Source organism: Bradyrhizobium sp. RDI18 (genome assembly GCF_043203335.1).
Lineage (GTDB): Bacteria > Pseudomonadota > Alphaproteobacteria > Rhizobiales > Xanthobacteraceae > Bradyrhizobium > Bradyrhizobium retamae.
Genome location: NZ_JBICRN010000008.1, coordinates 6,568,942 through 6,584,237 on the forward strand (window position 1 = coordinate 6,568,942; position 15,296 = coordinate 6,584,237).

Below are 15,296 nucleotides of genomic sequence, written 5' to 3' on the forward strand. Positions count from 1 at the left end.
CCGGGTCAAGCCCAGGCATGACGATCCTGCAAGGAAACGCAGGCTCGGAGAACGCAATGAAAGTGATAGGCCTCGCAGGATGGAGCGGCGCCGGCAAGACGACTTTGCTGACGCGGGTGATCCCGCAGTTCGCAAAACAGGGCCTGCGCGTGTCCGTGATCAAGCACGCCCATCACGCCTTCGACGTAGACGTACCCGGCAAGGATTCCTGGCGGCACCGCGAGGCTGGTGCGGCCGAAGTTCTGGTGTCATCGGGGCGGCGCTGGGCCTTGATGCATGAGCTGCGCGGGGCGCATGAACCGCGATTGCCGGAACTGCTGGCCAAGATGTCGCCGGTCGATCTCGTCGTCGTCGAGGGTTTCAAGCGCGAACCGCACCGCAAGATCGAGGTCTATCGCGCCGCGAATGAAAAGCCGTTGCTGTTCCCCGACGATCCCGGCATCGTCGGAATCGCCACCGATACGGCGGTTGAAACCAAGCTGCCGACCGCCCATCTCGACGATATCGAGGCTGTGGCGGCGATGATGTTGCGGTCTGCGATATCGCTCGAAGACGTGCTGGCGAAATGCGAAGCTGAGGGCTGATCAGGCACATGGCGCAATTGTCCGACGATTGCTTTGCCTTCGGCGGTCCGATGATGTCGGTCGATGAGGCCGTTGGCCTCATTGCCACGCGTGTGACGCCGGTTGTGGATATCGAGACGGTTACGCTCGCCCGCGCCGATGGCCGCATTCTGGCGCACGAGATACTGGCGCCGCTGCCGCTTCCGCCCTTCACCAATTCCGCCGTCGACGGCTATGCGGTTGCGAGCCGCGACCTCCCGCAGCAGGAAGCGCAAACGTTTCCGGTCACCGGCCGCGTTCAGGCGGGCAGTTCCGCATCTGCGCCACTCAAGCCGGGGCAGGCAATACGCATCTTCACCGGTGCGCCGATGCCCGAAGGCGCAGATACCGTGTTCATGCAGGAAGACGTGCGCGTCGAGGGCGACAAGGTGGTGCTTCCCGCAGGCCTCAAGCCGGGCGCCAATGTACGCCCCGCGGGCGAAGACATCGCTTCAGGTTTTGCGGCGCTGCAGGCCGGCCAGCGGCTGCGGCCGCAGGACGTTGCGCTCGCCGCAGCCTTTGGCCTGACACAACTCGATGTCACAAGGCGCATTCGCGTCGCCGTGTTTTCCACCGGCAACGAACTGGCCTCGCCGGGCGAAGCGCGCGCCGCGGTGCAATTGTTCGATTCCAACCGTTTCATGCTGATGGCGATGTTGTCGCGGCTCGGCTGCGAGGTCAGCGATCTCGGTATTATCCGAGATGATCGCGCCTCGCTGGCCCGCGCGCTGCAGGAGGTCGCCGGCGGTCATGATTTGATCCTCACGACCGGCGGCGTTTCGACCGGCGAGGAGGACCACGTCAAGGCGAGCGTCGAAAGCGTGGGCAGGCTCGTGCTGTGGCGGATGGCAATCAAGCCGGGACGCCCCGTCGCGATGGGCATCATCGGCGGCACGCCCTTCATCGGATTGCCGGGCAATCCGGTGGCGAGTTTTGTCACTTTCGTCCACGTGGTGCGGCCGACCATTCTGGCGTTATCCGGTGCCCGGCCGGAGCCGCTTCGGCCGATGCCGGTTCGCGCCGCCTTCAGCTACAAGAAGAAGATCTCGCGCCGCGAATATGTCCGCGTCAGCTTGCGCAAGGGTGCCGATGGCGCGCTCGAAGCGGTAAAATTTCCGCGCGAAGGCGCGGGCCTGCTGTCGTCGCTGGCGGACACCGATGGCCTCGTCGAACTCGGCGAAGACGTCACGCAGGTGTCGCCCGGCCAGACAGTCGGGTTCCTGTCCTATGCAAGCCTGATCAACTGATGTCCGTTGACGATGCGGGTCCCCTTCGCCATGGTCGGCGCATGACGACGACAAAACTCGATCTCGCTGGCCTGAAATGCCCGTTGCCGGCGTTGAAGACACGCAAGGCGCTGAAGACGCTGCCGCCCGGCGACAGGCTGGAAGTGCTCTGCACCGATCCGCTGTCGGTGATCGACATTCCGAACCTCATTCGGGAGACCGGCGACAAGGTCGAAATCACCGAGCGTAGCCCAAGCCGCATCGTGTTTCTGATAGAAAAAGCAAATGGGACGATATAAAAGCCGAATGCTTGGGCGATCCCGCGGGTAAGCCGTCGCGCCTTAATTAGACGAGTTCACGACAGCGTCCGATTGCCGGGTGCGACAATCAGTCCTACAAATCTCGGCATGAACGTCCCGACATCGAAGGCGAGCGCGGCGATATCCCCTGCAACGGTCAATGAACCGGCGGCCAAACCAGGCAAGCCGGCCGGCGGTCCCGAGTTCAGCGCGCTGGCGCAGGCCTCGATCCTGATCGTCGATGACGAGCCGGGCATGCGCAATTTTCTCGTGCGCACGCTGGGGCCGCATTGCAAGCACGTGGAAGAGGCCGCCGACACCGACGAAGCCTCGCGCAAGCTCGACAAGAGCCGGTTCGATGTCGTCATTCTCGACAACATCATGCCGGGCAAGAACGGCGTCGACTGGCTGGCGGCGCAGCGGGCCGTCGGCTTCTTCGCCGACGCCATCCTGATTACAGCCTATGCCGATCTCGATACAGCGATCCAGGCGCTGCGCGCCGGCGCAGTCGACTTCGTGCTGAAACCGTTCCGCTCTAACCAGATCCTCAATGCGGTTGCACGCTGCCTCGACCGGGTTCGGCTGCAGCGCGAGAACTACGTTTTGCGTTATGCGCTGCGCGCTTCATCCGATCGCACCTTCCTGCGCGACAACCTTATCGGGGAGTCGCCCGCAGCCCGCAGCGTGCGGGAAACCATTGCCCGCGTCGCCCGCCTGCCGACCTCGATCCTGCTCACCGGCGAATCCGGCACCGGCAAGGAAGTCGCGGCGCGCTCGATTCACTCCCTCTCCGATCGCGCCGACAAGCCCTTCGTGCCGGTCAATTGCGCTGCGATTCCGCCCGAGATGATCGAAGCCGAGTTGTTCGGCCACATCAAGGGTGCCTTTACGGGCGCGGATAGCGGCCGCGAGGGCCTGTTCCTCTATGCGCATGGCGGCACGCTGTTCCTCGATGAAATCGGTGAACTGCCGTTGCCGATGCAGAGCAAGCTGCTGCGTGTTCTGGAGGACCGCCGCGTCCGCCCCGTCGGCTCCGAGCGTGAAGTGCCGGTCGATCTTCGTTTCATCTTTGCGACCAATGCCGATCTCCAAAAGCAAGTGGAGAAGGGACGCTTTCGCGCCGATCTCTATTACCGCCTGAACGTCATGCAGATACATCTGCCGCTATTGAAGGACCGCGGCGACGACGTGCAGGAGCTCGCCACCATCTTCATGAACAAGCTCTCGATCCAGCTCGGTATGCCGCCGGTTCCGATCGATAGCGCAGTGCGGGCTGCGCTGGCGAGTTACGACTGGCCCGGCAATGTGCGTGAGCTGCGCAATTTGATCGAGCGCACCTTGATCCTCGGCGCGTTCCCGGACGATTTCGCGGGCCCGCGGAACGACGGGCAGGTCGCCACCGCCGACAGTCTCGCGGACCTGGAGCGCCGGCATATTCTTTCGGTCTTGAAAGAGACCGGCGGCAACCGCGAGGAGGCGGCGCGGCGGCTCGGCATCTCGCGCAAGACTATCGACCGCAAACTCGCGTTATGGAATGGCTGACCGGGCAGGCCGCATCGAGGAGCCGGTGCGCGGGGCATCCGTCCGCTTCCGGCTGCTCGCGATTGCGCTGCTGCCGATGCTGGTCATTCTCCCGCTTCTGCTTGGGGTCGCCATCTATCGCTGGAATGCGCGGTTCGACGCTACGCTGATTTCCAAGGTGAACGGCGACCTCACCATCGCCCACCAATACCTGGCCCGCATTCTGGAAAAGACCGGCGTTCAGATCCGCGGCCTGAGCCTTTCGTTCCGCTTCCGGGAGGTCGAAGAGCGGGAAACGATCTCCGCTGTGGAGACTTTGCTCGAACAGTCCCGCAAGGAGATGGGTCTCGACTTTCTCTATTTGACGGATGCCGGTGGAAAAATCATCGCCTCGTCACCTGCGCTTGAGGGAGCGCCAAGGGCCGATTGGCCGATCATCACGTCGGCATTGTCAGGCGAATCTCCGTCGACGGGGATCGATATCTTCACCAACGACGAACTTGCGGCGATTTCGCCGGCGCTTGCCCAGCGCGCGCGTCTCGACCTGGTGCCGACGCCAAACGCGGTGCCGACCGATCGCAGCACGGAAACCCATGGCATGGTGGTGCATGCGGCCAGCCGCGCAACGGCTCCCGGAGGCGGGCCAGCCGCGCTGGTTGGCGGGATCCTGCTGAACCAGAATCTGGAATTCATCGACACGATCAACGACCTCGTCTATCGGGCGGCAAGCCTGCCAGAGGGCAGCCAGGGAACAGCGACGCTGTTTCTCGACGACGTGCGTATCTCGACCAATGTCCGCCTGTTCGAGGGACGGCGTGCGCTGGGAACGCGGGTGTCGGCGGCGGTGCGCTCTGCGGTGATGGGGGAGGGGCGCACCTGGCTGGACAGCGCCTTCGTCGTCAACGACTGGTACATCTCCGCCTACGAGCCGCTCGTCGACACCTACGGCAAGCGCGTCGGCATGCTTTATGTCGGATTTCTGCAGAAGCCGTTCAACGACGCAAAGCTTGAGACGATTCTCATCATTGCGCTCGCGTTCATCGCGATCACGGCGGCAAGCGTACCGATCTTCCTGCGCTGGGCGCAATCGATCTTCATGCCGCTCGAACGCGTCACGGCGACGATCGGTGAAGTCGAGAGCGGTAATCTCTCCGCGCGGACCAAATTGCCGGCATCGGGTGACGAGATAGGCCGGGTGGCGGTTCACCTCGATACCTTGCTGGACCAGATCCAGGAGCGCGATCGTCAGTTGCGCGAGTGGAACGAGGAGTTGAATGTGCGGGTACGCGAGCGAACCCGCGATCTCGAACTCGCCAATCTGAAGCTCGAGGCGACCACCAAGCAGCTCATCATGTCCGAGAAGCTCGCCGCCATCGGCGAGATCACCGCGGGCGTTGCGCATGAGATCAACAACCCGATCGCGGTGATGCAGGGCAATCTCGATGTCATCCGCAGCGTGATCGGCGCTGACACCGAGAAAGCCAAGGTCGAGTTTCGGCTTGTCGATGAACAGATCCATCGCATCAGCCAGATCGTCACCAAGCTCTTGCAGTTTGCGCGGCCGGAGGAGTATGCCGGCTATGTCGAGCGTCATGCGCCCGGAAGCGTCGTGGCGGACTGCCTGCCGCTGGTGCAGCATCTCCTGAACAAGACCGAAATCAGGGTTGCGCGGGAAGATCGGGCGAGCCGCTTGGTCCTTATGAACCGCACCGAGTTGCAGCAGGTCGTGATCAACCTGATCGTCAATGCGATCCACGCCATGCCGGACGGCGGCACGTTGACGCTGCGTTCGTTCGACGCTGATCGCGACGGCAACCCGGGCATCTCAATCGACGTGGCCGACACCGGCATCGGCATGAGCGCCGACGTCTTGGACAAGGTCTTCGATCCCTTCTTCACCACGAAACGCAGGGAGGGGACGGGCCTTGGCCTTTCCATCAGTCAGACGCTGGTGAAGCGCCAGCGTGGCCAGATCACGGTGGAAAGCCAGATCGGCTCCGGGAGTACATTCCGGGTGTGGCTGCCGGAAGCGAGCTGACCGGACATTTTGTCCAGCGGCTATCAGGACATTTTGTCCGATGCATCGGCAGGCATTCGGTTAAGTGATTGATTTTCTGCATCGCGCGATTTGGCACGCGGATTGCTGACTTCTCACTCAAGGGTTGGAGTGGGGAGGGCGCGATGATCGTATATTCGGTCGCAAGCTGGGCGACTGCGTGCGCTTGCCGTCTTCATGACGTGCCCATGCCGAACTTCAGAGCGATTTTGCCTCGACTTGAACTCCGACTGTCGCGCGGACATCGCACGTCCGCGCATACGGTCGGCGCTGCGTGGCTCCCCCATCCAATACCCCAACCTCTCAACAATCGTGCCCGGTAAGGCCGCGAACCTGGAGAATACGCCTATGACGACAGCCGATGCCACGCTCGCACCACCGGTTGCGCTCGGGATTCTCGACAAGGAGCGAACGATTGCGACCGCCGGCTTCAATCGCTGGCTGGTGCCGCCGGCCGCACTCTGCATTCATCTGTGCATCGGCATGGCCTATGGCTTCAGCGTGTTCTGGCTGCCGCTGTCGCGCGCGATCGGCGTGACCGCGCCGAAAGCCTGCCCCGACATGACGCTGGTGCAGGAATTGTTCACCACCACCTGCGACTGGAAAGTCGCCAGCATGGGCTGGATGTACACGCTGTTCTTCGTGCTGCTCGGCGTCTCCGCCGCGATCTGGGGCGGCTGGCTGGAGCGCGTCGGACCGCGCAAGGCGGGTTTTGTGTCGGCGCTGTGCTGGTGCGGTGGTCTCGTGCTCGGCGCGATCGGCATCATCACCCATCAACTGTGGCTGTTGTGGCTGGGAAGCGGCGTCATCGGCGGCATCGGGCTCGGCCTCGGCTACATCTCGCCGGTGTCGACGCTGGTGAAATGGTTTCCGGACCGCCGCGGCATGGCAACCGGCATGGCCATCATGGGTTTTGGTGGCGGCGCCATGATCGGCGCGCCGCTGGCGAACCTGTTGATGAACTATTTCAAGTCGCCGACTTCGGTCGGCGCCTGGGAAACCTTCATCGCGATGGGCGCGATCTATTTCGTGTTCATGATGATCGGCGCCTTCCGCTATCGCATTCCGCCGGCGGGCTGGCGCCCCGAGGGCTGGACGCCGCCGGCGAAAGCCGATGCGATGATTTCGCAGAACCACGTCCACCTGAAGGACGCGCACAAGACACCGCAGTTCTGGCTGATCTGGTGGGTGCTCTGCCTCAACGTGTCCGCCGGCATCGGCGTGATCGGCATGGCTTCGCCGATGCTGCAGGAAATCTTCGCCGGCAAGCTGATCGGATTGCCCGACGTCGGCTTCAACCAGCTTGACGCCACGCAGAAGGCGACCATTGCTGGGATTGCGGCCGGCTTCGCCGGGCTGCTCTCGTTGTTCAACATCGGCGGCCGGTTCTTCTGGGCCTCGCTGTCGGACAAGATGGGCCGCAAGAACACCTATTATACGTTCTTCATCCTGGGGATCGTGCTCTATGCGCTGGCGCCGACATTTGCGGCGATGGGCTCAAAACTTCTGTTCGTGCTCGGCTTCGGCATCATCCTGTCGATGTATGGCGGCGGCTTCGCCACCGTGCCGGCCTATCTCGCCGATATGTTCGGCACACAGTTCGTCGGCGCCATCCATGGCCGTCTGCTGACGGCGTGGTCGACCGCGGGCATCATCGGTCCCGTAGTCGTGAACTACATCCGCGAGTTCCAGCTTGCGGCCGGCGTTCCGCGCGACCAGCTCTACAACACCACAATGTATATCCTGTGCGCGATGCTGATCGCGGGCCTGATCTGCAACTACCTGATCAAGCCGGTCGACGCGAAGTGGCACATGAGCGACGCCGAGGTTGCCAAGCTGCAGGCGGCGACGGCGAGCGCGGGCAGCTCGGGGCCATCTGGATCCTACGGCATCGGGTTCGGTGGGCTCGACGCCAAGGCTGCGCTGTTCTGGGCGTTCGTCGGCATTCCCCTGGCCTGGGGCGTGTGGAAGACGCTGGAAAGCGCCGTCAAGATCCTCTGACTCTTCTGGCCGTCGCGGGGCGAGCGTTCCGCGACGGCATTTCAGATGCGATGTCGAATTCAAATCGGGTAATCGGAAATCAAGATCAATGCGCATTCGCAATCGCAGCATGAGACGGCTTTATTGATCTCCCGACCAAATTCGCGTTCTCATCCAGTGATCAGGCAAAGCAAACGTGGTTGTTCCGGGCGCGGACAGGATCGAAAGCTCGCGGCCTGTGTTGCCTTAAATATCTGATAAATCTCTTGGCATCTGGCATGCCACTGAACTAGAGTTGGCTGGCAGACTGGCAGGAACGAGACGGTTCGATGGATCACGACGTACACGACCTACAAAAAGTCCGCTCGTTCGATCATCCGGGCGCGGGACGGAAGCGGGCCAAGGCGACGCCGAAGGGCCGCCAGGTCGACCCCACCGCCGCCCATGAGATCGAGCTCCTGCTCGGCGACCGGCCGCGGCGCCGCGACCTGCTGATCGAGCACCTGCACCTGATCCAGGACAAGTATCACCAGATCTCGGCGGCGCATCTGGCGGCGCTTGCCGACGAGATGAAGCTGTCGTTTGCCGAAGTGTTCGAGACCGCGACCTTCTACGCGCATTTCGACGTGGTGAAGGAGGGCGCGCCCGATATCGCGCCGCTGACCATCCGCGTCTGCGATTCGCTGACCTGCGCCATGATGGGCGCGGAGAAACTCTTGCACGAACTGCAGGACAGTGCCGGCCCCGGCATCCGCGTGGTGCGCGCGCCTTGCGTTGGCCGCTGCGACACCGCGCCCGCCGCCGAAGTCGGCCATCACTTCGTCGATCATGCCACGGTGACGAATGTGCTCGCCGCCGCCAAGGCCGGCGACACCCACGCACATCTGCCCAACTATACCGGCTATGACGCCTACGTCGCAGGCGGCGGCTACAAGCTGCTCAATCGCCTGCGCTTGGGCGAACTGAGCAGGAAGACCTGCTGAAGGCGCTCGACGACGCTTCGCTGCGCGGGCTCGGCGGCGCGGGCTTTCCTACGGGACGCAAATGGCGCGCGGTGCTGGGTGAACCCGGCCCGCGGCTGATGGCGATCAACGGCGACGAGGGCGAACCCGGCACGTTCAAGGACCGCTTCTATCTCGAAACCGATCCGCATCGCTTCATCGAGGGCATGCTGATCGGCGCGCATGTCGTCGAGGCGACCGACGTCTATATCTATCTGCGCGACGAATATCCGGCGTCGCGCGAAATCCTCACGCGTGAAATCGCAAAATTGCCGCCCGGTGGTCCCGTGCTGCATATGCGCCGCGGTGCCGGCGCCTACATCTGCGGCGAGGAATCCTCACTGCTCGAATCGATCGAGGGTAAGCGTGGTCTGCCCAGGCACAAGCCGCCTTACCCGTTCCAGGTCGGCTTGTTCGGCCTGCCGACGCTGATCAATAATATCGAGACGCTGTGGTGGGTGCGCGACATCGTCGAGAAGGGCGCCGACTGGTGGAAGAGCCACGGCCGCAACGACCGTCACGGCCTGCGCAGCTATTCGGTCTCGGGCCGCGTGAAAAATCCCGGCATGAAGCTGGCGCCCGCCGGGGTCACCGTGCGCGAACTGATCGACGAGTTCTGCGGCGGCATGGCCGACGGCCACACCTTCCACGCCTATCTGCCGGGCGGCGCGTCGGGCGGCATCCTGCCGGCATCGATGGACAACATCCCGCTCGATTTCGGCACGCTGGAAAAATACGGCTGCTTCATCGGCTCCGCCGCTGTTGTCATCCTGTCCGAGCAGGACAGTGTGAAGGGCGCGGCGTTGAACCTGATGAAATTCTTCGAGGATGAAAGCTGCGGCCAGTGCACGCCGTGCCGAGTTGGAACCCAGAAGGCGGCGATTTTGATGCAGCAGCCGGTCTGGAACCGCGAATTGCTGGACCAACTGAGCCAGGCCATGCGCGACGCCTCGATCTGCGGGCTTGGACAAGCCGCCTCGAACCCGCTGACGTCAGTGATTAAATATTTTCCGGAAGAATTCGTGCCGAAAGAGGCCGCGGAATGACCAAGATCAAGTTCGAACTCGACGGCCAACAGGTCGAGGCCAACGCGGGCGAGACCATCTGGCAGGTGGCAAAACGCCACCAGAAGGAAATCCCGCACCTCTGTTATTCGCCGGAGCCGGACTACCGGCCTGACGGAAATTGCCGCGCCTGCATGGTCGAGATCGAGGGCGAGCGCGTGCTGGCCGCGTCCTGCAAGCGCACGCCGAGCGTCGGCATGAAGGTGAAGACCGAAAGCGCCCGCGCCGTCGCGGCGCAGAAGATGGTGATGGAGCTTCTGGTCGCCGACCAGCCCGCGCGCGAGACCTCGCACGATCCCGATTCGAAATTCTGGCACTGGGCCGAAAAGGTCGAGGTGACCGAGAGCCGTTTCCCGGCGGCTGAGCGGTGGCAGGGCGATACCAGCCATCCCGCGATGAGCGTTAATCTCGATGCCTGCATCCAGTGCGGCCTGTGCGTGCGTGCCTGCCGCGAGGTCCAGGTCAACGACGTCATCGGCATGGCCTATCGCAATGCCGGCGCCAAGATCGTGTTCGACTTCGACGACCCCATGGGTGAATCGACCTGCGTCGCCTGCGGTGAGTGCGTGCAGGCCTGCCCGACCGGTGCCTTGATGCCGTCGGTCATGCTGGACGAGAACCAGACCCGCGTCACTTACGCTGACAAGAAAGTCGATTCGCTTTGCCCGTTCTGTGGTGTCGGCTGTCAGGTCACCTATCAGGTCAAGGACGAGAAGGTCATCTACGCCGAGGGCCGCGACGGCCCGGCTAACCACAACCGGCTCTGCGTCAAGGGCCGTTTTGGTTTTGATTACATCCATCACCCGCATCGGCTGACAAAGCCGCTGGTGCGGCTGCCGAATGCGAAGAAGGATGCCAACGACCAGGTCGATCCGGCCAATCCGTTCACGCATTTCCGCGAAGCTTCGTGGGAAGAGGCGCTGGATATCGCCGCAAAAGGCCTCGTCAAGATTCGCGACGAGAAGGGCGTCAAGGCGCTGGCCGGCTTCGGCTCGGCCAAGGGTTCGAACGAAGAGGCGTATCTGTTCCAGAAGCTGGTGCGCACCGGTTTTGGCTCCAACAATGTCGATCATTGCACGCGGCTCTGCCACGCCTCGTCGGTCGCGGCGCTGATGGAAGGGTTGAATTCCGGTGCTGTGTCCGCGCCGTTTGCGGCGGCGATGGACGCCGAGGTCATCATCGTGATCGGCGCCAATCCGACCGTTAATCATCCGGTCGCGGCGACCTATCTCAAGAACGCGGCCAAGCGCGGTGCCAAGCTGATCGTGATGGATCCGCGCACGCAGTCGCTGTCGCGCCACGCCTGGAAGCATCTCGCCTTCAAGCCCGGCAGCGACGTTGCGATGTTGAACGCGATGCTCCACACCATCATCACCGAAGGGCTGACCGACCAGCAATATATTGCGGGCTATACCGAAGGCTTTGATGAACTCGCCGAGCGCATCAAGGAATTCCCGCCGGAGAAGATGGAAGCGATCTGCGGTATCCCTGCGGAGACGCTGAAGGAAGTGGCGCGAACTTACGCGCGCTCGCAGGCCTCGATCATCTTCTGGGGCATGGGCATCAGCCAGCACATCCACGGCACCGACAATGCGCGCTGCCTGATCGCGCTGGCGCTGACGACAGGCCAGGTCGGCCGTCCCGGCACCGGCCTGCATCCGCTGCGCGGCCAGAACAACGTGCAGGGCGCTTCCGACGCCGGCCTGATCCCGATGTTCCTGCCGGATTACCAGCCGGTCGGGCGCACCGATCTGCGCGAGCCTTTCGAAAAGCTCTGGCATCAGGACCTCGACCCCGTGCGCGGCCTCACCGTCGTCGAGATCATGAATGCGATCCATGCCGGCGAGATTACCGGCATGTACATCGAGGGCGAAAACCCTGCGATGTCGGACCCCGATTTGCAGCACGCGCGCCACGCGCTGGCCAAGCTCGACCATCTGGTGGTGCAGGATCTCTTCGTCACCGAAACCGCGTTCCATGCCGACGTGATCCTGCCGGCCTCGGCATTTGCTGAAAAGAGCGGCACATTCACCAATACCGATCGCCGCGTGCAGCTCGCGCGCGAGGTGATCCGGCCGCCGGGCGACGCGCGGCAGGATCTCTGGATCATCCAGGAGATCGGCAAGCGTATGGGCTTGCCCTGGAACTACAGCGGACCGGCCGATGTGTTCACCGAAATGACGCAGGTGATGCCGTCGCTGAACAACATCACCTGGGACCGTCTGGTGCGCGAGGGCGCGGTGACTTATCCGGTCGACGACCCGAACAAGCCCGGCAACGAGATCATCTTCACCACTGGTTTCCCGACCGCGAGCGGCCGCGGCAAGATCGTGCCGGCCAAGGTGGTCGCGCCGGACGAATTGCCCGATGTCGAATATCCGATGGTGCTGTCCACGGGGCGCGTGCTCGAGCACTGGCACACCGGTTCGATGACCCGCCGCGCGTCCGTGCTCGACCAGATCGAGCCGGAGGCGGTGGCGTTCATGTCGCCGAAGGACATGCGCAAGCTCAGCGTCTGGCCCGGCGATTTCATCCGCCTGGAAACCCGCCGCGGCGCCGTCGAGGTCAAGGTGCGCTCCGACCGCGACGTGCCGGAGAACATGGTGTTCATGCCGTTCTGCTACGCCGAAGCGGCGGCGAACCTGCTGACCAACCCGGCGCTCGATCCGTTCGGCAAGATCCCCGAATTCAAGTTCTGCGCCGTGCGCGCCGAAAAGCTGGCGCTACAGTCTGCGGCGGAGTAGGCGGCCCATAGGATCTACAAAAAAGTCACGCAAAATTGTCGGTGCAAACTGGCTCGTACAGTGGGCTGACATTGTGCGGCACGGGCGGGACGCTGGTCCGGCTTCGCGGCGTGCTGATACGCCGCGCTTCGACAAAAGCGCTCAGAATCGCCAGCGCCAGATCGGCATGGCGAGCTTCGACGGACTGATCGAGCCAGTTCGGCAGTTCGCGCTGCCGGGATAGTGCGCAGTACCATTCACCCTCATCATAGGCGATCCGTCAGATCTGCCATTGCGGCAATTCCAGATCGATCAGCGCCAGCGCGGCATCGATCCAGGCGTGAGATTGGATCAATTGCTCGATGCGGGCGGTCTTTGCGCCGTGGGCTGTGGACGGAAAGCGCCGGCATGCTGCGGCGATGTCGGAGAGGAATCTGACCGTCACGCAGCAGGCGTCGCGAAGCCGATCGCCGAGATCGGTGGTGATGCGGTGTTCCAAAGGAATTGACATGGCGTCGTCTCGTTCATTCGCGCGGCCGCGACTGCAACCGCACTCCCAAACTGGCGAAAACGCCATTCGAAAACGAGTGGGGGCGAGGGGCGGAGATATAGGGATTTCATAAGCGCTATCTCCGTCGTCCCTGCGAACGTAGGGACCCATACTCCGCGGCCGGTGTTGTTTAGAAAAGAAAGATAACGAGCAGGTCGCGAAATAATTAACGCCTGTGGTTATGGATCCCTGCGTTCGCAGGGACGACGGAAGGCGTCTTTATGAGATTCCTATAACGTCGCCATCCTTCCCGTCTCGAAAACCTATGCGCCCGGTGGCACCTCAGGCCGGAACGCATAGCCGTATCTTCGGCTGCGTAGGTAACGTCGCAGAGGAACATCCCATGATGGACATTGTGATGCTGGCGCTAGCTCTCGGCCTCTTCGTGGCGGGCATTGGTTATGCCTATGTCTGCGAGCGGTTGTGAGGGAGAGCGCCATGATCTTCGATTACTCGCTCGCCGGTCTCGTCTCTCTCGGTCTGCTGTTTTACCTGACCTACGCGCTGCTGCGCCCCGAGCGGTTCTGATTTCACATCCAGAGGTAATCCCATGACCGTCATCGGCTGGATTCAAATTCTATTGTACTGCGCGATCGTGGTCGCGCTCGTAAAGCCGCTCGGCTGGTACATGACGCGCGTCTTCATCGGCGAGCGCACACCCCTCACGCCGATCCTGCGGCCGGTCGAGGTCGGGCTGTACAGGATCGGCGGCGTCGATGAAAAGCGCGAGCAGCATTGGCTGACCTACACGGTCGCCATGTTGCTGTTCCATGTCGGCGGCTTCCTCATCATCTACGGCCTGATGCGGCTGCAGGCGCTGCTGCCGTTCAACCCGGCGGGACAATCCGCCGTCGCCCAGGATTTGTCCTTCAATACCGCGATCTCCTTCATCACCAACACCAACTGGCAGAACTACGGCGGCGAAAGCACGCTGTCATATCTGACGCAGATGATGGGCCTGACGCATCAGAACTTCCTGTCGGCAGCGACCGGTATCGCGCTCGCGGTGGCTCTGATCCGCGGCTTCTCCCGTTCCTCGATGCGCACCATCGGCAATTTCTGGGTCGACGTCACGCGCTGCACGCTCTACGTGCTGCTGCCGATCTGCATCGTCTATACGCTGTTCCTGGTGTGGCAGGGCATACCGCAGACGCTCGGCGCCTATGTGGAGGCGACCACGCTGGAGGGCGGCAAGCAGACGATCGCGGTCGGGCCTGTCGCGTCGCAGGTTGCGATCAAGATGCTCGGCACCAATGGGGGTGGCTTCTTCAACGCCAATGCGGCGCATCCCTTCGAGAATCCCACAGCGCTGTCGAATTTCGTGCAGATGATCTCGATCTTTGCGCTCGGCGCGGCGCTGACCAACGTGTTCGGCCGGATGGTCGGCAACCAGCGGCAGGGGTGGGCGATCCTCGGCGTAATGGGCGTTCTCTTCCTTGCCGGCGTCGCCGTCACCTATTGGGCCGAAGCCAACGGCACCTCGACGCTGAGCGCGCTGGGGTTCTCGGGCGGCAACATGGAAGGCAAGGAAGTCCGCTTCGGCATCGTCGCCTCCTCACTCTTCGCAGTCATTACCACCGCTGCCTCCTGCGGCGCCGTCAATGCCATGCATGACAGCTTCACCGCGCTCGGCGGCATGATCCCGCTGCTCAACATCCAACTCGGCGAAATCATCGTCGGCGGCGTCGGCGCGGGGCTTTACGGTATGCTGTTGTTCGTCGTGCTGGCGATCTTCGTCGCCGGCCTGATGGTCGGCCGCACGCCGGAATTTGTCGGCAAGAAGATCGAGGCGCGCGAGGTCAAGATGGCGATGCTTGCGATCCTGATCCTGCCGCTGATGATTTTGGGCTGGACGGCCGTTGCGGTCGTCTTCCCTCCGGCGGTGGCGTCGATGGCCAATGCCGGTCCGCACGGCTTTACCGAGGTGCTCTATGCCTTCACCTCGGCGACCGGCAATAACGGCTCGGCCTTCGGCGGGCTGACCGGCAATACTTTCTTTTACAATCTGACACTCGCCAGTTCGATGTTTGTCGGCCGCTTCTTCATGATCGTGCCGGCAATGGCGCTGGCGGGGTCGCTTGCAGCCAAGAAATCGATCCCGCCCTCGGCCGGCACGCTGCCGACCACAGGTGGCCTGTTCGTCGGTCTCGTCGTCGGCGTCATCCTGATCATCGGCGGCCTGACCTTCTTCCCGGCGCTGGCGCTGGGGCCGATCGTCGAGCACCTGGCGATGAACGCCAACACCTTGTTCTGACCGAAGCCGTCAGGAGTGAC

The 15,296-nt window shown here is 62.9% G+C and carries 10 protein-coding genes and 1 pseudogene; 10 read left to right on the forward strand and 1 reads right to left on the reverse strand.

Going from position 1 to position 15,296, the window contains the following annotated elements:
* Window positions 1-56: 56 nt before the first annotated feature.
* The 8 genes and pseudogenes from mobB to fdhF all read left to right on the forward strand — a co-directional run bounded on the left by mobB (window position 57) and on the right by fdhF (window position 12,493).
* The gene (gene mobB, locus ACFXS9_RS40730; protein WP_392699068.1) at window positions 57-584 is read left to right on the forward strand and encodes a molybdopterin-guanine dinucleotide biosynthesis protein B; all 528 of its coding nucleotides are present in this window, start codon (window positions 57-59) and stop codon (window positions 582-584) included.
* 8 nt (window positions 585-592) lie between these two features.
* Window positions 593-1,849, forward strand: coding sequence for a gephyrin-like molybdotransferase Glp (gene glp / locus ACFXS9_RS40735; RefSeq protein ID WP_392699070.1), 1,257 nt, complete (start codon window positions 593-595; stop codon window positions 1,847-1,849).
* A gap of 41 nt (window positions 1,850-1,890) precedes the next feature.
* Window positions 1,891-2,127, forward strand: coding sequence for a sulfurtransferase TusA family protein (locus ACFXS9_RS40740; protein WP_065744462.1), 237 nt, complete (start codon window positions 1,891-1,893; stop codon window positions 2,125-2,127).
* A 108-nt stretch (window positions 2,128-2,235) separates the two neighbouring features.
* Window positions 2,236-3,669: a sigma-54-dependent transcriptional regulator gene (locus tag ACFXS9_RS40745; protein WP_392699071.1), complete on the forward strand. Its 1,434-nt coding sequence runs from the start codon at window positions 2,236-2,238 to the stop codon at window positions 3,667-3,669.
* Window positions 3,662-5,686, forward strand: a complete 2,025-nt coding sequence (locus ACFXS9_RS40750; RefSeq protein WP_392699073.1) for a cache domain-containing protein — start codon at window positions 3,662-3,664, stop codon at window positions 5,684-5,686. The genes ACFXS9_RS40745 and ACFXS9_RS40750 overlap by 8 nt, the downstream gene beginning before the upstream one ends.
* 366 nt (window positions 5,687-6,052) lie before the next feature.
* Window positions 6,053-7,705 carry an OFA family MFS transporter gene (locus ACFXS9_RS40755; RefSeq protein WP_392699075.1) on the forward strand — a complete coding sequence of 551 codons (1,653 nt, stop codon included), beginning with the start codon at window positions 6,053-6,055 and terminating at the stop codon, window positions 7,703-7,705.
* Window positions 7,706-8,013: 308 nt separating this feature from the next.
* Window positions 8,014-9,731: pseudogene (locus tag ACFXS9_RS40760) on the forward strand (NADH-ubiquinone oxidoreductase-F iron-sulfur binding region domain-containing protein).
* On the forward strand, window positions 9,728-12,493 hold the full coding sequence (gene fdhF / locus ACFXS9_RS40765; protein WP_392699077.1) for a formate dehydrogenase subunit alpha: 2,766 nt from the start codon (window positions 9,728-9,730) through the stop codon (window positions 12,491-12,493). The pseudogene ACFXS9_RS40760 and the gene fdhF overlap by 4 nt, the downstream one beginning before the upstream one ends.
* Before the next feature lie 259 nt (window positions 12,494-12,752).
* Here the strand turns inward: fdhF and ACFXS9_RS40770 are convergent, their stop codons facing one another.
* Window positions 12,753-12,983, reverse strand: coding sequence for a hypothetical protein (locus ACFXS9_RS40770; RefSeq protein ID WP_392699078.1), 231 nt, complete (start codon window positions 12,981-12,983; stop codon window positions 12,753-12,755).
* Between the two features lie 477 nt (window positions 12,984-13,460).
* Between ACFXS9_RS40770 and ACFXS9_RS40775 the strand changes: the two genes are divergently transcribed.
* Both ACFXS9_RS40775 and kdpA read left to right on the forward strand, forming a co-directional pair.
* Complete coding sequence (locus ACFXS9_RS40775; RefSeq protein WP_016846764.1) at window positions 13,461-13,550, forward strand: K(+)-transporting ATPase subunit F; 90 nt, start codon at window positions 13,461-13,463, stop codon at window positions 13,548-13,550.
* 22 nt (window positions 13,551-13,572) lie between these two features.
* Window positions 13,573-15,276 carry a potassium-transporting ATPase subunit KdpA gene (gene kdpA / locus ACFXS9_RS40780; protein ID WP_392699082.1) on the forward strand — a complete coding sequence of 568 codons (1,704 nt, stop codon included), beginning with the start codon at window positions 13,573-13,575 and terminating at the stop codon, window positions 15,274-15,276.
* Window positions 15,277-15,296: the final 20 nt, after the last annotated feature.

Coding starts and splice junctions, on each gene's coding strand:
- mobB (WP_392699068.1), top strand. CDS start 57: ATGAAAGTGATAGGCCTCGCAGGATGGAGCGGCGCCGGCAAGACGACT.
- glp (WP_392699070.1), top strand. CDS start 593: ATGGCGCAATTGTCCGACGATTGCTTTGCCTTCGGCGGTCCGATGATG.
- ACFXS9_RS40740 (WP_065744462.1), top strand. CDS start 1,891: ATGACGACGACAAAACTCGATCTCGCTGGCCTGAAATGCCCGTTGCCG.
- ACFXS9_RS40745 (WP_392699071.1), top strand. CDS start 2,236: ATGAACGTCCCGACATCGAAGGCGAGCGCGGCGATATCCCCTGCAACG.
- ACFXS9_RS40750 (WP_392699073.1), top strand. CDS start 3,662: ATGGCTGACCGGGCAGGCCGCATCGAGGAGCCGGTGCGCGGGGCATCC.
- ACFXS9_RS40755 (WP_392699075.1), top strand. CDS start 6,053: ATGACGACAGCCGATGCCACGCTCGCACCACCGGTTGCGCTCGGGATT.
- fdhF (WP_392699077.1), top strand. CDS start 9,728: ATGACCAAGATCAAGTTCGAACTCGACGGCCAACAGGTCGAGGCCAAC.
- ACFXS9_RS40770 (WP_392699078.1), bottom strand. CDS start 12,983: ATGTCAATTCCTTTGGAACACCGCATCACCACCGATCTCGGCGATCGG.
- ACFXS9_RS40775 (WP_016846764.1), top strand. CDS start 13,461: ATGATCTTCGATTACTCGCTCGCCGGTCTCGTCTCTCTCGGTCTGCTG.
- kdpA (WP_392699082.1), top strand. CDS start 13,573: ATGACCGTCATCGGCTGGATTCAAATTCTATTGTACTGCGCGATCGTG.